The following is an 18,887-nucleotide window of genomic DNA, read 5'->3' as shown; positions in this document are numbered from 1 at the left end:
ACCAGCCGCGCACATGCATGCGTCATCCCTCGTCGCGCGCCGCGCGTTTGCTGTATAGGCGGTGGCGAAGACCGGATGGCGAAGAGGCGCGCGCCGGCCCGGACGCAGACGGAGAACGACCATGATTATCGGCACCCCGCGGGAAATCAAGAATCACGAATATCGCGTCGGCCTGACGCCCGAGAGCGCGCGCGAACTGGTCGCGCACGGCCACCGCGTGCTGGTCGAGACCGCGGCAGGCGAGGGGATCGGCGCGCACGACCGCTTCTATGAGGAAGCAGGGGCGGAGATCGTCGCGACCCCCGCCGACATCTTCGTGGCCGCCGACATGGTCGTGAAGGTGAAGGAGCCGCAGCCGGCCGAGCGCGCGATGCTGCGCCCCGGGCAGATCCTCTATACCTATCTTCACCTCGCCCCCGATCCCGACCTGACGCGCGACCTGATGGCGTCGGGCGCGGTGTGCATCGCCTATGAGACGGTGACGAGCCCGCACGGCGGCCTGCCGCTGCTCAAGCCGATGAGCCAGGTCGCGGGGCGCATGGCGATCCAGGCCGGCGCCACCGCGCTCGAAAAGGCGCACGGCGGGCGCGGCGTGCTGCTGGGCGGCGTGCCCGGCGTCGCGCCCGGCAAGGTCTGCATCATCGGCGGCGGCGTCGTCGGCTTCAACGCGGCCCAGATGGCGGCGGGGCTCGGCGCCGACGTGACCATCCTCGACCGCGATCCCGAGGTGCTCGAACGCGTCGGCACCTTCTTCGAGGCGCGGGCGAAGACGCGCTTCTCGAACCGCGCCAACCTCGCCGAATGCGTCGCGGAGGCCGACCTCGTCATCGGCGCGGTGCTGATCCCCGGTGCCGAGGCGCCGAAGCTGGTGACGCGCGCAATGCTGGGGACGATGCGCCCCGGTTCGGTGCTCGTCGACGTCGCGATCGATCAGGGCGGCTGTTTCGAGACCAGTCGTGCGACGACGCACGCCGACCCCACCTATGTCGTCGACGGCATCGTCCATTATGCGGTCGCCAACATGCCCGGCGCGGTCGCGCGCACCAGCACCTATGCGCTCAACAACGTCACCCTGCCGCACGCGCTGCACATCGCCGGGCTCGGCTGGAAGGAGGCGTTGCGGCGCGATGCGCATCTTGCGCAGGGCCTGAACGTCTGGAATGGCAAGGTGACGTTCGAAGCCGTAGCGGAAGCGACCGGAACCGACTATGTGCCTGTCGAACAGGCGCTAAGTTAATCAGGAAAGTTGAGATGACGAACCAAGGCCAGCCCACTCCTCCCCCGGCCGAAGACGAGGAAAACGAAGTGCTGCGCGCGACGCGCGAACTCCAGCAGCAGAAGGAAGCCGCGGAAGCGGCCGAAGCCGCCGCGAGGGACGCCACCGTCCGCAGCGAGCGCAAGGGCATCGCGTGGAAAGCCGCGGCGGGCCTCGGCATCGGCTCGGCCGCGGTGCTCGCGGCTTTGCTCTACGCCAATCGCGACAAGATCAAGTAGGACATCGGGAAGCCCCGGCGCGCTCCTCGGCATTGCGAGGAACGTGGCGGCGAAGCCATCGCCGGCTATCGACCTTGCACGGACCGATTAAGGCGTGTGGGGATTCAGAGTCTATCGCCGCGATATTGTATAAAGCCGTGTTCCCCCGCCCTTCGACTGCCCGCAGGGCGGGCGCTCAGGATAAATTTCCGCCATAGGCGGAAGGCGGGGGTCCATCTTCGGCCGGTTCCATCTCGAAACCACCGCAGATGGGTCCCCGCCTTCGCGGGGACACACGATAAAGGACAGTCGCAAGATGAATCCCCACAGACCTTAGAGCGGCGTGCCATAAACCCGCAACGCCCCCATATCCGTTCGACACGAACGGGACGATGGGTCAGATTTAAGGCTCGATGCTCTAGCTGGCGATCGCTTCGTTCCGCTCGCCATGACGCCAGCGGTCAATCTGAGCGCATCGCGCTCTATGGTCTGTCGGGATTTGGCGTTCTGCGCGGTTTCTCCCATTCGTCACCCTGAACTTGTTTGGCGTTTGCACCCTTGAGACAGGGACGCTGGCGTTCCCCGGCGAAAGCCGGGGTCCATGCGAGGCAGCGCTGTGCCATCTGGACCCCGGCTTTCGCCGGGGAACGCTCACCTGTCGGAAGGGGATAATTGCGAACTTGTTTCAGAGCCTGCCCCGGACGCGATCCGGGGGTCCATGGTCTGCGCATGGCGGCATTTCGCGCTTCCGGGGCGCGCGCGCCGTCGGCGCGCCGCGCTCAGAGTCGCGAAAAACCAGCATTTTCGCCTCATCATCTTCGGAATGTCGATGGGACCTGACCCTGGACTCTGATGACTTTGGATTGACCCCCTTCGTCATTGCGAGCGGAGCGAAGCAATCCAGGGCGGTTTGCGCCAACTCTGGATTGCCGCGTCGCTTCGCTCCTCGCAATGACGATCCCAACTCATGTCATCATGCTCTAAGCAATTGCATATCGCGGCAGGAAGGCTTAACCGGCCCCCACCGACCGGATAGAGTCTGACAAGACGGGGCTGCAATATGGCTGGCAAGCAACCAGGCGCGCGACCGCGCGCACCGCACCTTCAGGTGTATAAATGGGGGCCGCACATGGCCACCTCGATCCTCCACCGCGTCAGCGGCGACGGGCTGGCGATCGTCGGCGCCTGCATGTTCCTCTGGTGGCTCGGGGCGCTCGCGGCGGGACCCGATGCCTATGCGGCCTTCATCGCCTGCGTCTGGCACGATCCCGATGGCGGCACCGTGCACCAGATCACCAACATCCTCGGCAAGGTCGTGCTGATCGGCCTGACCTGGGCCTTTTTCCAGCACCTCTTCTCGGGCCTGCGTCACCTGCTGCTCGACACGGGTGCGGGCTACGAGCTTCGGACGAACCGGCTCTGGTCGACGATCGTGATCGTCGCCGCGCCGCTCGCGACCGCCGCGACCTGGCTCTATCTCTGCAAGGAGGCGCTCAATGGGTAACGGAACGCCTCTCGGCCGCGTGCGCGGGCTCGGCGCCGCGCATCACGGCACCGGTCACTGGCTGCAGCAGCGCCTGACCGCGCTCGGCAACGTCCTGCTCGTCGGCTTCCTCTTCGTCTCGCTGCTGCGCCTGCCGCTCGGCGAGCATGGCGCGGTGCTGCGCTGGGCCGCCAATCCCACGGTCGCGCTGGCGCTCGCGCTGATGGTGGTCAGCGTCTTCTGGCACCTGCGGCTCGGCCTTCAGGTGCTGATCGAGGACTATGTGCATGGGGAGGCGACGCGGCTGCTCGCGCTCGTCGTCCTGAATTTCTATGCGATCGGCGGCGCCGCCTACGGCCTGTTCGCCATCGCCCGTATCGTTTTTGCCGGCGGAGCCGCCATGGGGGGGGCTGGGGCATGACCGACGCCTACAAGATCATCGACCACACTTACGACACCGTCGTCGTCGGCGCCGGCGGATCGGGCCTGCGAGCCACCATGGGCAGCGCGGAGGCCGGCCTCAGGACCGCGTGCATCACCAAGGTGTTCCCGACCCGCAGCCACACCGTCGCGGCGCAGGGCGGCATCGCCGCCAGCCTCGGCAACAACACGCCCGACCACTGGCAGTGGCACATGTACGACACCGTCAAGGGGTCGGACTGGCTGGGCGACCAGGACGCGATCGAATATATGGTGCGCGAGGCGCCGGCCGCGGTCTACGAACTCGAACATGCGGGCGTGCCGTTCAGCCGCAACGCCGACGGCACCATCTATCAGCGCCCGTTCGGCGGCCACATGCAGAATATGGGCGCCGGCCCGCCGGTGCAGCGCACCTGCGCCGCGGCCGACCGCACCGGCCACGCGATGCTCCACGCGCTTTATCAGCAGTCGCTGAAATATGACGCGGACTTCTTCGTCGAATATTTCGCGCTCGACCTGATCATGGAGGACGGCGCGTGCCGCGGCGTGATCGCGCTGTGCCTGGAGGACGGCAGCATCCACCGCTTCCGGTCGCAGGCGGTCGTGCTCGCGACCGGCGGCTATGGCCGCTGTTATTTCACCGCCACTTCGGCGCACACCTGCACCGGCGATGGCGGCGGCATGGTGCTGCGTGCCGGTATCGCGCTCCAGGACATGGAGTTCGTGCAGTTCCACCCGACCGGCATCTACGGCGCGGGCGTGCTGATCACCGAGGGCGCGCGCGGCGAGGGCGGCTATCTGACCAATAGCGAGGGCGAGCGCTTCATGGAGCGCTATGCCCCCTCGGCGAAGGACCTCGCGTCGCGCGACGTCGTGTCGCGGTCGATGGCGCTCGAAATCCGCGAGGGCCGCGGCGTCGGTCCGCACAACGACCATATCTATCTGCACCTCGATCACATCGATCCGAAGGTGCTGCACGAACGCCTGCCGGGCATCACCGAAAGCGGCAAGATCTTCGCGGGCGTCGACCTGACCCGCCAGCCGCTCCCCGTGGTGCCGACCGTCCATTACAATATGGGCGGCATTCCGACCAACTATCATGGCGAGGTGGTGACGCTGCGCGACGGCGATCCCGACGCGGTCGTCCCCGGCCTGTTCGCGGTCGGCGAAGCGGCGTGCGTGTCGGTCCACGGCGCCAACCGCCTCGGCTCGAACAGCCTGATCGACCTCGTCGTCTTCGGCCGCGCGACCGGCCATCGCCTCAGGGAACTGCTGAAGCCCGGTGCGGCGCAGGCGCCGCTGCCGCAGGACAGCGCCGATCTGGCGCTTGGCCGGCTCGACCATTTCCGCAATGCCAGCGGCGGCTCGCCGACGGCGCAGGTCCGGGTCGAGATGCAGCGCGCCATGTCGCAGCACGCGGCGGTGTTCCGCACCGACGAACTGATGGCCGAAGGCAAGGAGAAGCTGGCGCAGACCTATGCGCGGATGCAGGACATCCATGTCAGCGACCGCAGCCTGATCTGGAACACCGACCTCGTCGAAACGCTCGAGCTCGACAATCTGATCGCGCAGGCGACGGTGACGATGCATTCGGCGTTCAACCGCAAGGAAAGCCGCGGCGCCCACGCGCACGAGGATTTCCCGAACCGCGACGACGCGAACTGGATGAAGCACACGATCAGCTGGTTCGACGGCTGGGGCGGCAAGGGCGGCCAGGTGACGCTCGATTATCGCCCGGTCCACGAATATACGCTGTCCGACGACGTCGCCTATATCGAGCCGAAGGCGCGGGTGTATTGAGGAGGCGCGGGGAGGGCGGTTGGCGGATTGCAGGCAATCGCGCCACTCCCTGCGCTCAACCCTTCAGTTGCCTCGTTGCATCGCGCCGTTCGTGTAGTACGCGGATCACATCGACCTGCTCGTCGTCGATCAGGTAGAATATGAAATGATGTCCGCTCCGCGCCCGTCTCAGGCCCGGAAGCACGTCCGCCTCTTTCGGGTGGCGTAGTCCGTCCATCGCGAGGCGTTCGATGGCGCGGCGGATATCGCCGATATAGTGGCGGGCCTGCTCGATGCCCCATTGTTCGATGGTGTAGTCGGCGGCATTGTCGATATCGGCCTCCGCCGCGGGGCGGACGGTGATGTTACGCATCGCTTTCGGGGCCGAACTTTCGTTCCATGAAGCTGTCCCAGTCGAACGGGCGGGGCGGGCCACTGTCGATGCCCTTCTGGATTTCGCGCCGCAGGGCCTCGACGCGGTCGTCATACGCGATGTAGCGCCGCATCGCTTCGCGCACGACTTCGCTGGTTGTCGCAAACTGGCCCGATTCGACCTTGCGGCGGGCAAATTCGATAAAGGGTTCGCCAAGCGCGACCGATGTGTTCTTCGCTGCCATGACGGTCACGTTACCAAATTTTGGTAACCCCGTCCAGAATGGCGCTCCGGCCTATCCGCCCAGCAGGCCCCGGATCGGGTCGAGGTCGGAGAAGGGGCGGTCGACCTGCTGGCCCATCAGCCACAGCTTGTGGCAGGCGATGGCGAAGAACATCAGCGCGATGGTCCAGACGATGATCGTCTTGATCACCCGCCACCGCTTCTCCTCATAGGCGAGGCGGGCGCGTTCCTTGTGGTCGATGCCCAGGTCGCCCTCGAACTCGGCGACGAGCTGCGCGCGGCGGGTGCGCGAAATGTTCGCGATGCTCGCGGCATATGAGTCCCTCGTCGGACGGCGAGTTGCCATGCTTTTCTGCCCTGCGCACGATGGTCACGCTCCGGCAGGATAGGCGAGAGGCGCTGACAAAGGGTTAACGGACGGGGGCGACCGGCGACGGCCCGGCGGCTCAGCGCGCCGCAATGGCGACCAGCTTGATCCGCGCGCCCGCGCCGCGCACCAGGGTCAGGTCGCGGCGCGGCCGGTCCAGCGCGGCGGCGAGCAGGCGCAGCACCGCGTCGTTCGCGGCGCCGTCGGCGGGCGGGGCGGTGACGCGAAGCTGCACGACGCCGTCCGCCAGCTTCACCTCGTCGCGGCTGGCGCCGGGGGTGACGCGCACCTCCAGCCGCCCGGCGGGCGCGGCGAGCGTGTGCAGGGCGGCGGTCAGCGCGGGGTCGGGGCGGTATTTCAGATCGTCACGACCAGCTTGCCGACCGCGCTGCGGTCGCCGAGCCTGGCGATCGCCTTGCCGCCATCGGCCAGCGCGAAGGTTTCGGTGACGCGGGGCTTGATCTTGCCCTGCTCCCAAAGCTGGAACAGCCGCGCGATATTGGCGCGGTTGCGTTCGGGCTCGCGGGCGACGAACGCGCCCCAGAAGACGCCGGCGACGTCGCAGCTCTTGAGCAGCGTCAGGTTCAGCGGCAGGCGCGGAATGCCGGCGGGGAAGCCGACGACCAGATAGCGGCCCTCCCATGCGATCGAGCGCAGCGCGGGTTCGGCATAATCGCCCCCGACCGCGTCGTAGATGACGTTGGCGCCGTTCGGGCCGACGGCTTCCTTGAACGTGTTCGCCAGCGCCTTCGAGGCATCCTTGTCGAACGGCTGATAGCCATAGACGACCACCTCGTCGGCGCCCGCCTGCCGCGCGATCTCGGCCTTCGCCTCGCTCGATACGCCGGCGACGACCCGCGCGCCGAAGGCCTTGCCGAGTTCGACCGCCGCGATGCCGACCCCGCCCGAGGCGCCGAGAACGAGCAGCGTGTCGCCCTCCTTGATGTGGCCGCGGTCGACCAGCGCGTGGATGCTGGTGCCATAGGTCATCAGCAGCGCCGCGCCTTCGGTGAAGTCATGGCCTTCGGGCAGGTGATAGACATTGTGAACCCCGACCGCGACCGCTTCGGACATGCCGCCGTTGCCGCAACCGGCCAGAACGTGGTCGCCGACCTTGAATTCGGTCACGCCCTCGCCGACTTCGGCGACGATCCCCGCCACCTCGCCGCCGGGCGCGAAGGGGCGTTCGGGACGGAACTGATATTTATCCTCGATGATCAGCACGTCGGGGAAATTGACCGCACAGGCCTTCACGTCGATGACGATCTGGCCCTTGCCGGCGGTGGGGCGCGGCAGATCGCCGAGCACGAGCGTTTCGGGACCGCCGGTGGCGGTCGACAAGAGAGCCTTCATCCTCATCATCTCCTCTGCTTTATCTTTATCGGGCGTCGATCGTCGCGGGGCGCAGCCACGGACGATCTTCGGCCAGTCTTTGCTCATAGATATCGATCGCGGCGCCGCTCTTTTCGGTCAACGAGATTTCGTCGAGGCCGTGGAGCAGGCACATCTTGCGAAACGGGTCGATGTCGAAAGAAAAGCGGTCCTGAAAGGGCGTCGTCACCGTCTGCGTGTCGAGGTCGACGTGCACCGGGTCGGTCGCGGCGACCTCCATCAGCCGGTCGATCGCCGGCTGGGGCAGCACGACTGGAAGGATGCCGTTCTTGACCGCATTGCCCGAGAAGATGTCCGAATAGGACGGCGCGATGACGACGCGGATGCCCAGGTCGCCGAGCGCCCAGGCGGCATGCTCGCGGCTCGACCCGCATCCGAAATTGTCGCCCGCGATCAGGATCGGCGCGCCCTTGTATTCGAGACGGTCGAACAGATTGTCGGGGTCGGCGCGCAGCGTCTCGAACGCGCCGCGCCCCATGCCCTCGCGACTGGTGGTCTTCAGCCAGTGCGCCGGGATGATGACGTCGGTATCGACATTCTTGAGCCCCAGCGGAATCGCACGGCCCTCGACCTTGTCCAGCGGAGTCATGCATGACCTCCAGCGGCAGCGCCGATTTGGTTCACGCGAAGACGCGAAGACGCGAAGGCCGTATGATTGTTGACGATACGGCGGATTCCTTCCTTGAAGGTTGCGCCGCCGAAATTCATCAGCAGCCCGACGGGCTGCTGCATCAAGCGTAGATAGGTCAACATTTGTTTCCCATGTGCCTTGGACAAGGCTTCGACAGATTTGATCTCGACGATCAACTGGTCTTCCACCAACAGATCGATACGAAAACCGTCGGCAAAATGCATTCCGTCAAACGTGAAACTGACGGGTTTCTGCCGCTCGACCTTCAAACCCGCCCGAGCGAGGCTGGCGGCGAGCACTTGTTCGTATACCGTTTCAAGCAGACCGGGTCCCAGATCGCAATGGATATGAAATCCGCAATCGATCGCCTGTGCCGCGATGGCTTCCACATCAGCCATGGGTGCGGCCTTTCTCCCTTCGCGTCTTCGCGTCTTCGCGTGAACCCGAATGGGACCGCCCTGTCATCGCATCAACTCCCTGACGTCGGTGAGCCTGCCCGTCACCGCCGCCGCCGCCGCCATCGCCGGGCTGACCAGATGCGTGCGCGCGCCCGGGCCCTGACGGCCGACGAAATTGCGGTTGCTGGTCGATGCGCAGCGCTCGCCGGCGGGTACCTTGTCGGGATTCATCGCGAGGCAGGCCGAACAGCCCGGCTCGCGCCATTCGAGCCCCGCGTCGAGGAAGATGCGGTCGAGCCCCTCGGCCTCGGCCTGCGCTTTCACCAGCCCCGATCCGGGGACGACGATCGCCCATTTGACATTGTCGGCCTTGGTGCGGCCCTTGATGACCGCGGCGGCGGCGCGCATGTCCTCGATGCGGCTGTTGGTGCAACTGCCGATGAAGATATTCTCGATGGGCACGTCCTGCATGCGGGTGCCGGGTTCGAGCCCCATATAGGCGAGGCTCTTGGCGGCGGCGGCCTGCTTCGACGGATCGGCGAAGCTCGCCGGGTCGGGAACGATGCCGGTGATCGGCACGACGTCCTCGGGGCTGGTGCCCCAGGTGACGCTCGGCGCGATGTCCGCCGCATCGATCACGACGACCTTGTCGTAGGCCGCGCCCGGATCGGTCGCGAGGCTCTTCCAATATTCGACCGCCGCATCCCAGTCGGCGCCCTTCGGTGCATAGGGGCGGCCCTTCAGATAGGCGAAGGTCGTCTCGTCGGGCGCGATCAGCCCGGCGCGCGCGCCGCCCTCGATCGCCATGTTGCTGATCGTCAGCCGGCCCTCGATCGACAGCGCGCGGATCGCGCTGCCGGTATATTCGATGACGTGGCCGGTGCCGCCCGCGGCGCCGATCGTGCCGGTGATGTGGAGGATGATGTCCTTGGCGCTGACGCCGGGGCCGACCTCGCCCTCGACGCGCACCTCCATCGTCTTCGACGGCTGGAGCAGCAGCGTCTGGGTCGCGAGCACATGCTCGACCTCGCTCGTCCCGATGCCGAAGGCGAGCGCGCCGATGCCGCCGTGGCACGCGGTATGGCTGTCGCCGCAGACGATCGTCGTGCCGGGCAGCGAGAAGCCTTGCTCGGGCCCGACGACATGGACGATGCCCTGCTCGGGCGCGACCGCGTCGATGTAGCGGATGCCGAACTCGGGCGCGTTCTTCTCCAGCGCGGCGAGCTGCGCCGCGCTCTCGGGGTCGGCGATCGGCAGGCGGTGACCGGCCGCGTCCCTGCGGGCGGTCGTCGGCAGATTGTGGTCGGGAACCGCGAGCGTCAGGTCGGGCCGCCGCACCTTGCGCCCCGCGGCCCGAAGCCCGGCGAAGGCCTGCGGACTGGTGACTTCATGGACGAGGTGGCGGTCGATGAAGATCAGGCAGGTACCGTCGGGGCGCCGTTCGACGACATGCGCATCCCAGATTTTCTCATAAAGCGTGCGGGGCCGAGTCATGCGGATCACTTAAGCCGCTCGCGCAAGTTTGCAAGCGAACGGCGGTCGGAAAACGCAATTTCCGGTCGCGCTTATCGTCACCCCTGCTTGGGGGGAGGGGCGAGACCGGGCGATCTTGCAGCGGCGATGCGTGCTGGAGTGTTTTCAGGTCAGGTGGAATCACCTGACGAGTCGGAAAACACGGCAAAACAAGAATTTGGAGCGTCATGACGTTGGATTGACCCGCTTCGTCATTGCGACCCCGGACCTGATCCGGGGGAAGCAATCCAGGGCGGTTTACGAGACTCTGGATTGCCGCGCGGCTTCGCCGCTCGCGGGTGACGAACCCAGCCGATGTCATTATGCTAAGGCGTGTGGGGGTTCAGAGTTTATCGCCGCGATATTGTATAAAGCCGTGTTCCCCCGCGAAGGCGGGGGTCCGTCTTCGGCCGGTTCCATCTCGAAACCACCGCAGATGGGTCCCCGCCTTCGCGGGGACACACGATAAAGGACAGTTGCAAGATGAACCCCCACAGACCTTAGGACAGATCGACATTCAGCTCTGGCGGCCTGCAAATGGCGGCCTTTCGCGCTTCCGGTGCTCACGTGCCATCAGCACGCTGCGCTCCGGGTCCCGAAAAACCACCATTTTGACCTGTGGTCGTCTTCGACTCCGGCTCGCCATCCTCTGAATGTCGATCCGCCCTAGCCTTTCGGCGGCTCGGCGATCGCAGCCCGGACCGCGCCGCCCCGTGCCGGGGGCAGTTCACTGAGGTCGAGCCAGCGCGTCCCCTCCCGCTTGTGGTAGCTGTCGATCGCGGCGAAGGGGATGCGGAACGGGAATCCCCAATCGCTGTTCCACAGGGCGACGACGCCGGTCCGCGTCGCCGGTTCGAAGATCATCGTCGCGCGATAGCCCGCGACCGCTCCCGAATGGCCTTCGAGCCGGTGGCCGTCGTAGGTGAAGCTCCGCCAGCCGAGGCCATAGGCCGCGTCGGCGGTGGCCTGACGCAGCGCGCCGCCATAGAGCCGCCCCGTGCCGACGCGCGGGCGATGGGCCATCTGCAACACCGCCTCCGGCAGCACGTCCGGACGGCTTCCCATCATCGCCTGCATCCATGCGGCGAAGTCGACGATGTCGCTTTCGACGCCCGCCGCGGCGGGAACGCGCCAATAGGCTTCCTTGACCGGCAGGACATGCGCGCCGCGGTGCGGCCGGGCCCAGTCCCTGGCCTCCGTCAGCCGCTTCATTCCGTAGCCCGCGCTGACCATGCCGAGCGGCAGGAAGAGACGATGCTCGACCGTGTCGGGGAAAGCCCGGTTCGCGGCCTTGGCCAATATCTCGTTCGCGCCGTCGAAGGCGACGTTCTGATAGCTGTGGCAGGTGCCCGGTTCGCATTGCAGCGGAGCGCCGGCCAGGCTCGCGCGGAGCAGCGCGGGGTCCTGCCCTTCCTCCAGCTTCTCGTCATAGGCGTTCTTGGTGAGGCCGGTGCGCTGGGACAGCAGGTCGGCGAGCGTTATCCGCGCTTCGGCGGCGTCCGGTAGACGCAGCGACGTGCGCCAGTCGGCGACCGGGCGATCGAGGTCGACTGTGCCGTCGCGCGCCAGCGCCGCCGCCAGGGCACCGGTCGCGGTCTTGGAAACCGAGGCCCAGCGGAACAGCGTATGCGGCGTGACCGGCGCGCCCGTCGACTTGTCGGCGACGCCATAGGCGCGGACGAAGCGCAATTCGCCGTCTTCGACCACCGCCACCGCCAGCCCGGCCATTTCGGGCCGCTGCGAGAGCGCGGAAAGTTGCTCGTCGAACGTGCGATAGTCGATCCGGCCGCGCCATTCCGCCGGCGTGTCGGGCAGCTTTTCCGGACCCCGCATCGGGATCGCAACACTGGCAAGGCCGTGGTCGCCGCCGGACACGCGAAAGCCGAGCCAGCCGGCAAAGCCGAACGCGGCGATCGCGATCAGGGCGAGGAAAAGGCGCGACGCGGCCTTGTGGTTAGATGGCGACCTCATATGCGGCGGTGGTCTTAGCCGCGACTTCCTCCGCCGTCACCCCCGGCGCGAGTTCGACCAGCCGGAACGGGCTGTCATGGTCGTCGCGCCTGAAGACGGCAAGGTCGGTGACGATCATGTCGACGACATTCTTGCCGGTCAGCGGCAGCGTGCACGCCGGGATGAACTTGGCGCTGCCGTCCTTGGCATTATGCTCCATGACGACGATGATCTTCTTGACCCCCGCGACCAGATCCATCGCGCCGCCCATGCCCTTGATCATCTTGCCGGGCACCATCCAGTTGGCGAGGTCGCCGGTCTCCGACACCTCCATGCCGCCCAGCACCGCAAGGTCGATATGGCCGCCGCGGATCATCGCGAAGCTCTGCTCCGACCCGAAATAGACGGTCTGCGGCAGTTCGCTGATCGTCTGCTTGCCCGCGTTGATCAGGTCGGGGTCCTCGTCGCCCTCGAACGGGAAGGGGCCGATGCCGAGCATGCCGTTTTCCGATTGCAGCGTCACCTCGACGCCTTCGGGAACATGGTTGGCGACCAGCGTCGGGATGCCGATGCCGAGGTTGACGTAGAAGCCGTCGCGCAATTCCCGCGCGGCGCGCGCCGCCATGTCGTCGCGGGTCCAGCCCTTGGTTGCTTCGGCCATTATTTCGGCTCCCATTGCTTGTCGGAGGGGAAGATGTCGGCAAAGCCGCCGCGGATCGACGGGCCGTAGACGGGGTTGGACAGCAGGAACCAGCCCTGGCCCCACAAGGCGGCGATCGGGCTGCTGGTCGCCAGCGTCTTGCGGTCGGCGACCGAAAGGCCCGGCGCATTGAACGCCTGTGCGAAATCGCCGAGCTGGTCGCCGCCCATCGCGATCACGCACCAGCGCGCCGCGATCTGCGCCCGGCGCCCGTCCTTGCTCGCGCCGTCGGGGGTGTCGCCCATCAGGAACAGCGTCTCGCCGTGCCGGAATTCTCCGAGGCCCGCGGCGCGCAGCGCCTTTTCGGTGCCCTGCGCGTTGGCCGCGGTGCGGTTGGTGTTGACGATGATCGTCACGCCCGCGGCGCGCATCGCCGCCAGCGCGTCGACGACGCCGGGCATCGCGATCGCCTTGCCGGCGCCGGTCTTTTCCCACTGGTCCCAGATGGCGGGGTCGAAATCCTTGTGCTGCTCGGCCATGTAGCGCATCGCGCCGATGTTCCAGATCAGCGTCTCGTCGGCGTCGAACACCGCGGCGGGCGGCTTGTCGCCGCAGGCGTCGAAGCGCGGGGCGGCGGGCGTCGATCCTTCGGCTAGCACGAGCTGGCGGCGGGGAACCGCCGAAAGCACGGCGTTCCTGACATAGGCGGCGAGCGCGCGATAGACCTGCGCCGACGCGACCGCGCCTTCCGCCGATCCGTACAGCCATTGCTGGCCCGTCGGCGGCGAGGCGGGAGTCGGCTTTTCACCGATCTGCGAGGCGACGACCTCGTCGCTCAGCGCCTTCGGAGCGGTGGTTGCGGTGGTCGACGCACATCCCGCGAGCAGCAGGCCCGCCGCGAGGGACAGGGCGCGCATCACGCCGCCCCGGCGGTTTCGGGACGCGGGCGGACGGTGCGGAACTCGATCTTCTTGTCGTAGGGCGCGCCGCAGATCAGCCGCTTCACATAGATGCCGGGCAGATGGATGGCGTCGGGGTCGAGGCTGCCGACCGGCACGATCTCCTCGACCTCGGCGACGCAGACCTTCGCGGCGGTCGCCATCGGCTGGTTGAAGTTGCGCGCGGTCTTGCGGAAGATCAGGTTGCCGCTCTCGTCGGCCTTCCACCCCTTGATGATCGCGAGGTCGGCGAAGATGCCGCGTTCGAGGATATAATCCTGGCCGTCGAAGCTCTTGACCTCCTTGCCCTTGGCGACCTGCGTGCCGACGCCGGTCCTGGTATAGAAGCCCGGAATGCCCGCGCCGCCGGCGCGGCAGCGTTCGGCGAGCGTGCCCTGCGGACAGAATTCGACCTCCAGTTCGCCCGCCAGATATTGCCGTTCGAACTCCTTGTTCTCGCCGACATAGGAGGAGATCATCTTCCCGATCTGCCGCGTGCGGAGCAGCTTGCCGAGCCCTTCGCCGTCGATGCCGGCGTTGTTGCTCGCGATGGTGAGGTTCCTGACCCCCGAATCGCGGATCGCGTCGATCAGCCGTTCGGGGATGCCGCACAGCCCGAAACCGCCCGCGCAAATCTGCATGCCGTCGAACAGAAGCCCGTCGAGCGCAGCCGCGGCGTCGGGGTATCGCTTGTTCACCATGTGATGGGGCTCCTTTGCAAGTCGGCGCGACTCTGGCGTATCTCAATCATCAATTCTAATCATAGTGTTTTTCGGTTATTCATAAACAATGTCGATCAATCGCATTGCCATCTACCATCTCGAAACGCTGCTGTGGATCGACCGGCTCGGCACCTTTTCGGCGGCGGCGGAGCGCCTCAATACCACCCAGCCGGCGGTGTCGGCGCGCATGCGCGAGCTCGAGCAGCGGCTGGGGTCGTCGCTGTTCCGCCGCGACGGGCGCGGCATGTCGCTGACCCCGGCGGGGCGCAAGCTGGTGCGCGACTGCGAGCCGCTGCTGCGCGACATGGAGCAGGCGCTGCTCGGCAGCGGCGGCTTTGCCGAGGCGAGCGGGGTGGTGCGGATCGGGGCGGGGGAAATCGCGGCGGCGAGCTGCCTGCCGGCCTTTGTCGCGGCGATGAAGGCGGACATGCCGCACGTCGGGCTGGAGATAGAGATCGACCTGACCGCCAACCTGATCCAGCAATTGCTGACCGGGCGCACCGACATGGCCTTCGCCGCCGGGCCGGTCGCGCACCCCGCGCTCCGGACCAGCCCGATCGGCCCGGTCGCGCTGGTCTGGCTGGCCAGCCCGCGGGTGGCGTCGGCCTTTGGCGACGGCGGCGACTCGTCGGTGCCGATCTGGTCGCTCGCCAGCCATTCGCCGATCCACGGTCGGATGCGCGAGGCGATCGCCGCGTCGCGCGTGGCGCAGAAATCGCTCAACCTGTGCAACAATGCGCGGATGATGATCGACATCGCCAAGGCGCACGGCGGCGTCGGCATCTTCCCCGAACCGATGGTCCGCGCGGAAATGGCGCGCGGCGCGCTGGTCGAGCTTTCGGGGATGCCGGCGCTCGCGCCGATCGAATTCCATGTCGCGATGCGCGTCGTCGATACCGAACCGGTGCTGCTGCGCCTCTTCGACGAGGCGAGCCGGCTTCGCGTCGCACAGATTGACGCCGGTCAATGAACCCGGGCGGCCCGCCGTGCATTGATCGATCATCAGGGCAGTCGAAGGAGATCCGCGATGCGTTCGATTCTGGTTCACGCCGATCATGATGCCGCGTTCGAGGGGCGCTTGCAGGTCGCACTCGACCTCGCGCGCCGGTTCGAAGGGCATGTCACGCTGATGATTGCGACGCCGTTGCAGCAGTTCGTCAGCTTCGATCCCTTCGGCGGCACCTATTTCGCGGCCGAGGCATTGGCTCGGGCGCAGGCCGACGATCTGGCGCTCGAAGACCGGCTTGCCGACCGGCTCGGCAAGGAGGACGTGCCGTGGGACATCGAGATGGCCGACGGCGACATCGTCGGCGCGCTCGCCGGGGCCGCCACGCTGGCCGACCTGGCGGTCGTCAGCCTGCCCGGCGAGGCGCGCGACGGACGCGGCGCGCCGTCGATGCTGGCGGGCGACCTGGCGCTGAGCACGCCCGCCCCCGTCCTCGCGCTGCCGCAGGGCGCGAAGGCGATCGACCATGATGCGCCCGTACTGGTGGCGTGGAACGGCAGCCCCCAGGCCGCCGCGGCGTTGCGGGCCGCGCTGCCGCTGTTGCGCGATGGCCGGCCGGTGATGCTCGTCGCCGTCGGCCAGGATGACGGCGCCTTCCCGGGCACCGACGCGCTGCGCTATCTGTCGCGCCACGACATCCACGCCGAACTGACGCTGGTCGACCGCGGCACGGCGACGGTCGAGGAACGGCTGGAGGAACAGGCCGTCGCGCTCGGCGCCGGGCTGATCGTCATGGGCGCCTTCGGCAAGAGCCGGCTGCGCGAAACGCTGTTCGGCGGCACGACCCAATATCTGGTCACCAAGGGGCGCTTCCCGCTGCTGCTCGCGCATTAAGGGGACGTGCATTAAATCTGAACCATCTGTCCGTTCGTGTCGAGCAAAGTCGAGACACCCATCGGTCTTGCGCCATGACGATGGGTGTCTCGACTTCGCTCGACACGAACGGAATGGAGCGTTGGAGATTAACGGCTCGCCGCTCTAAGGGGGACTCGCTTCCGAATGAACGGTCCCGTGCTCCCGCGAAGGCGGGGACACGGCAGCTTTCATTGGGGGTTGGCGGCCGCCGCTACGCCAGTTCCATCCCCAGTGCGGCCGACAGGTCGGCGAGCGCCTGTTCGCCGCTCGTCACCTTGATCGCGTGCATGCCGAGCCCGGCGGCGGGCTTGCAGTTGATCCCGAGGTCGTCGAGGTAGACGCACGCGGTCGGCGTGACGTCCAGCGCCTCGCACATCATCCGATAGATGCGGGGGTCGGGTTTGCGTACCCCGACCTTGCTCGATTCGATCACATGGTCGAATCGCGCCATGATCGCGGCCACCTCGCGCGCCATTTCCTCGCTGCGCGCCATGCCCGCGCCCCGACCCGACGGCACATTGTTGGTGATGCAGCCGATGGCGATGCCGCTTGCCTTGAGTGTATCGAGCGCCGCGACCATCGCGGGGCGCACCGCACCCGCGAGCACGGCCAGCACCGCTTCGCCCTCCAGCGCGTGGCCGAAGCGGCTCGCCTCCTCTGCGAAAAGGCGGTCGAAGGTCGCGGCTTCGATCTCGGCGCGCTCGAACTTCGCCCAGGCGTTGCCGTCGGGATCGGCGGCGTTGACGCGGCGCACGAAATCGCGCGGCAGACCGCGTTCGTCCTCCAGCCGGTTGAAGGCTTCGAAGGGGGAGGCGGTGATGACGCCGCCGAAGTCGAAGATGACATGCGTGTATCGGGACATGGCGTCGCCATGCCGCGCGGTGGCGGCCGAACGCAAGCGAATTTGGCCGCCTTTCCGGCGCGTCCGCAACCTGCCGTTACGGCAGCGGTAGCCGCTTGGCATAATCCCTTTCGGGCAAGCGGAGCGTGTTCCCCGGCGAAAGCCGGGGTCCACGCGGGGCAGCGCCAAGCCATCTGGACCCCGGCTTTCGCCGGGGAACACGCCCGCTGGAAAGCGATAATCGCCGAACCGCGTCAGGGGGTGACGAGAATCCCCGCCTTCGGATCGGCCTTGCCCGACAGCATCTCGCGATAGGCGTCGAGCGCCGCCTCGCCGCCGGCGCGGCGATCGATGCGGGCGAGGCGCGGCGCGATGGCCATGAACCCCAGCCACGCCCCGGCCATCCGCTCGGCAAAGGCCGCGCCGCCCCAGTCGGCGACGCGCTTCTGCACGCGGCCGGGCGCGAAGAAACCCTGCCGTTCGGGGCCGGGCAGCGCGGATTGCCCCGCGTCGGCGTCCCAATGCGACTTGCCGACGATGATCGAAGCCTTCAGCCGGTCGCCGAAATGACTGTGGACCGCGCGCGTCACCGCGCCATTGCCCGCCATGTCGACCAGCGCCGACGGCGTCGCGGGGTTCAGCGTCAATATGTCGTCATAGGCGATCACGCGGTCGTAGATGCCCTGTGCGGACAGATCGGCGACATTCGCCTTGCTGGTGAGCCCGACCGTTTCGGGGCGCGGTCCCTGCCGCTGCGCCAGCGAGAAGCCGAGGCCGAGCGCGGTCTTGCTCGACGCGCTGGCGATCAATATCTGCGCGGCGCCATAATCGCCTTCGTCCTCGAACTGGTCGGCGATCAGCCATCCGGTCAGGAACAGCGGCCGGAACACCGGCCAATAATCATGGTGCTCGGCGCGGTGATCGCCCAAAGCCTCGATCCGCTGATAATGATTGTAGACCGGGGGCAGGGTGGTGCGGCGCGGCGTCACGTCGGTGAACCCCCCGGGGCCGACGGCGCCGGCGGCCAGCACGGCATGGCTCGCCATCGGGTAATAGCCATAGAAGCGGTCGCCGGCCGCGATGCCGTCGGCAGTGCTCTCGACCACGGTCGCGAAACCCCACACCGGCAAGCGGCCGGGGCGGTTGCGTTCGGCGAAGAAATCCCAATAGCCCTGGTCGTTTCCGAACAGGCCCGATGGATGGCCGAACACCGCATAGGTGATGTTGTTCGCGGTCATCGCATAGCTGTCGATGCGGACGCGGACCTGCCCCGGGGACAACGGTGCCGCGGGATCGGGGACCAGCTTCGCCCGTGTGATGTCGCTGCGATCGATGTCGATCGCCCAGCCGTCGCTCATCGCTTCGTCTCCTCTGCTTGCCTGCCGCGCGGATTTGGCCGATACTCTTGCAGATGCCGACAGGACAGACAATCGCGGTCAAGCGAATCTATGCGCCGCCCGACGACGGCGACGGCGCGCGCTTCCTGGTCGATCGGCTCTGGCCGCGCGGCGTGTCGAAGGAAAAGGCGGATCTGACCGCGTGGCTCAAGGCGCTGGCGCCGAGCGACGCGCTGCGCGACCAGTTCCATCACGCCGCCGCGCAATCGGATGCCGCATGGCATGCGTTCCGCAACGCCTATTTCGCCGCGCTCGATGCCGGCGGGGACGAGGTGGCGGCCGCGCTTGCGGAGATCGACGCGGCGGCGAAGAAGGGCCCCGTCACCCTGCTCTTCGCGGCGAAGGACGAAGCGCACAACAACGCGGTCGCGCTGCGCGAATGGCTAGAGCGGCGGTAGGGTCTTAGGTCACAGACCTAGAGCGGCGTGCATGAAATCTGAAACGCCTTCTCGTCCGTTCGTGCTGAG

At 67.2% G+C, this 18,887-nt stretch carries 22 protein-coding genes; 8 read left to right on the top strand and 14 right to left on the bottom strand.

Annotation, left to right across the window (positions count from 1 at the left end; genetic code table 11):
* Window positions 1-121 precede the first annotated feature (121 nt).
* From ald to sdhA, 5 genes are all read left to right on the top strand, one after another.
* Window positions 122-1,237 carry an alanine dehydrogenase gene (gene ald / locus C3E99_RS11625; protein ID WP_067108087.1) on the top strand — a complete coding sequence of 372 codons (1,116 nt, stop codon included), beginning with the start codon at window positions 122-124 and terminating at the stop codon, window positions 1,235-1,237.
* Window positions 1,238-1,251: 14 nt separating this feature from the next.
* Complete coding sequence (locus tag C3E99_RS11620; protein WP_067108090.1) at window positions 1,252-1,494, top strand: hypothetical protein; 243 nt, start codon at window positions 1,252-1,254, stop codon at window positions 1,492-1,494.
* Between the two features lie 1,039 nt (window positions 1,495-2,533).
* Window positions 2,534-2,977, top strand: coding sequence for a succinate dehydrogenase, cytochrome b556 subunit (gene sdhC / locus C3E99_RS11615; protein WP_067113349.1), 444 nt, complete (start codon window positions 2,534-2,536; stop codon window positions 2,975-2,977).
* On the top strand, window positions 2,970-3,377 hold the full coding sequence (gene sdhD, locus C3E99_RS11610) for a succinate dehydrogenase, hydrophobic membrane anchor protein (RefSeq protein ID WP_067113346.1): 408 nt from the start codon (window positions 2,970-2,972) through the stop codon (window positions 3,375-3,377). The genes sdhC and sdhD overlap by 8 nt, the downstream gene beginning before the upstream one ends.
* The gene (gene sdhA / locus C3E99_RS11605) at window positions 3,374-5,176 is read left to right on the top strand and encodes a succinate dehydrogenase flavoprotein subunit (RefSeq protein ID WP_067113343.1); all 1,803 of its coding nucleotides are present in this window, start codon (window positions 3,374-3,376) and stop codon (window positions 5,174-5,176) included. Before sdhD ends, sdhA begins: the two co-directional genes overlap by 4 nt.
* Before the next feature lie 55 nt (window positions 5,177-5,231).
* Here the strand turns inward: sdhA and C3E99_RS11600 are convergent, their stop codons facing one another.
* From C3E99_RS11600 to C3E99_RS11545, 12 genes are all read right to left on the bottom strand, one after another.
* A complete protein-coding gene (locus C3E99_RS11600) occupies window positions 5,232-5,528 on the bottom strand; it encodes a type II toxin-antitoxin system RelE/ParE family toxin (RefSeq protein WP_067113340.1) in 297 nt (98 codons plus the stop codon).
* A complete protein-coding gene (locus tag C3E99_RS11595; RefSeq protein ID WP_067113337.1) occupies window positions 5,521-5,772 on the bottom strand; it encodes a type II toxin-antitoxin system ParD family antitoxin in 252 nt (83 codons plus the stop codon). The genes C3E99_RS11600 and C3E99_RS11595 overlap by 8 nt, the downstream gene beginning before the upstream one ends.
* A gap of 51 nt (window positions 5,773-5,823) precedes the next feature.
* Window positions 5,824-6,117 (bottom strand): hypothetical protein, encoded by a 294-nt coding sequence (locus C3E99_RS11590; RefSeq protein ID WP_067113334.1) that lies wholly within the window; start codon window positions 6,115-6,117, stop codon window positions 5,824-5,826.
* Window positions 6,118-6,217: 100 nt separating this feature from the next.
* Window positions 6,218-6,427, bottom strand: coding sequence for a DUF167 domain-containing protein (locus C3E99_RS11585; RefSeq protein WP_083675138.1), 210 nt, complete (start codon window positions 6,425-6,427; stop codon window positions 6,218-6,220).
* A 68-nt stretch (window positions 6,428-6,495) separates the two neighbouring features.
* Complete coding sequence (locus C3E99_RS11580; RefSeq protein ID WP_076078061.1) at window positions 6,496-7,491, bottom strand: NADPH:quinone oxidoreductase family protein; 996 nt, start codon at window positions 7,489-7,491, stop codon at window positions 6,496-6,498.
* 25 nt (window positions 7,492-7,516) lie between these two features.
* Window positions 7,517-8,119 carry a 3-isopropylmalate dehydratase small subunit gene (gene leuD / locus C3E99_RS11575; RefSeq protein WP_076076510.1) on the bottom strand — a complete coding sequence of 201 codons (603 nt, stop codon included), beginning with the start codon at window positions 8,117-8,119 and terminating at the stop codon, window positions 7,517-7,519.
* Window positions 8,116-8,559, bottom strand: coding sequence for a GxxExxY protein (locus C3E99_RS11570; protein WP_104959806.1), 444 nt, complete (start codon window positions 8,557-8,559; stop codon window positions 8,116-8,118). Before C3E99_RS11570 ends, leuD begins: the two co-directional genes overlap by 4 nt.
* 63 nt (window positions 8,560-8,622) lie before the next feature.
* Entirely contained in the window at window positions 8,623-10,053 is a 1,431-nt protein-coding gene (leuC, locus tag C3E99_RS11565; RefSeq protein WP_076076509.1) for a 3-isopropylmalate dehydratase large subunit, read from the bottom strand.
* A 684-nt stretch (window positions 10,054-10,737) separates the two neighbouring features.
* Window positions 10,738-12,042 (bottom strand): serine hydrolase domain-containing protein, encoded by a 1,305-nt coding sequence (locus tag C3E99_RS11560; RefSeq protein ID WP_104959805.1) that lies wholly within the window; start codon window positions 12,040-12,042, stop codon window positions 10,738-10,740.
* Window positions 12,026-12,682 carry a 3-oxoacid CoA-transferase subunit B gene (locus tag C3E99_RS11555; protein WP_067113663.1) on the bottom strand — a complete coding sequence of 219 codons (657 nt, stop codon included), beginning with the start codon at window positions 12,680-12,682 and terminating at the stop codon, window positions 12,026-12,028. Before C3E99_RS11555 ends, C3E99_RS11560 begins: the two co-directional genes overlap by 17 nt.
* Window positions 12,682-13,581 (bottom strand): HAD family acid phosphatase, encoded by a 900-nt coding sequence (locus C3E99_RS11550; protein ID WP_104959804.1) that lies wholly within the window; start codon window positions 13,579-13,581, stop codon window positions 12,682-12,684. The genes C3E99_RS11555 and C3E99_RS11550 overlap by 1 nt, the downstream gene beginning before the upstream one ends.
* Window positions 13,578-14,300, bottom strand: a complete 723-nt coding sequence (locus C3E99_RS11545; protein ID WP_076076503.1) for a CoA transferase subunit A — start codon at window positions 14,298-14,300, stop codon at window positions 13,578-13,580. The genes C3E99_RS11550 and C3E99_RS11545 overlap by 4 nt, the downstream gene beginning before the upstream one ends.
* Window positions 14,301-14,388: 88 nt before the next feature.
* On the opposite strand from C3E99_RS11545, the gene C3E99_RS11540 reads away from it, so the two are divergent.
* Together C3E99_RS11540 and C3E99_RS11535 are read left to right on the top strand one after the other, a co-directional pair.
* Window positions 14,389-15,291 (top strand): LysR family transcriptional regulator, encoded by a 903-nt coding sequence (locus tag C3E99_RS11540; RefSeq protein ID WP_076076501.1) that lies wholly within the window; start codon window positions 14,389-14,391, stop codon window positions 15,289-15,291.
* A 57-nt stretch (window positions 15,292-15,348) separates the two neighbouring features.
* Window positions 15,349-16,161: a universal stress protein gene (locus tag C3E99_RS11535; protein WP_076076498.1), complete on the top strand. Its 813-nt coding sequence runs from the start codon at window positions 15,349-15,351 to the stop codon at window positions 16,159-16,161.
* Between the two features lie 232 nt (window positions 16,162-16,393).
* Here the strand turns inward: C3E99_RS11535 and C3E99_RS11530 are convergent, their stop codons facing one another.
* Window positions 16,394-17,044, bottom strand: a complete 651-nt coding sequence (locus C3E99_RS11530) for an HAD-IA family hydrolase (RefSeq protein WP_076078058.1) — start codon at window positions 17,042-17,044, stop codon at window positions 16,394-16,396.
* Window positions 17,045-17,277: 233 nt separating this feature from the next.
* Entirely contained in the window at window positions 17,278-18,381 is a 1,104-nt protein-coding gene (locus tag C3E99_RS11525) for a DUF2855 family protein (protein ID WP_076076495.1), read from the bottom strand.
* A 53-nt stretch (window positions 18,382-18,434) separates the two neighbouring features.
* On the opposite strand from C3E99_RS11525, the gene C3E99_RS11520 reads away from it, so the two are divergent.
* Window positions 18,435-18,818, top strand: coding sequence for a DUF488 domain-containing protein (locus C3E99_RS11520; RefSeq protein WP_076076493.1), 384 nt, complete (start codon window positions 18,435-18,437; stop codon window positions 18,816-18,818).
* Window positions 18,819-18,887 lie beyond the last annotated feature (69 nt).

The sequence above is a fragment of the Sphingopyxis sp. MG genome, assembly GCF_002953155.1.
Taxonomy (GTDB): Bacteria; Pseudomonadota; Alphaproteobacteria; order Sphingomonadales; family Sphingomonadaceae; genus Sphingopyxis; species Sphingopyxis granuli.
Note: the sequence above shows the minus strand (reverse complement) of the source record. Positions and strands in the feature narration are given on the sequence as shown.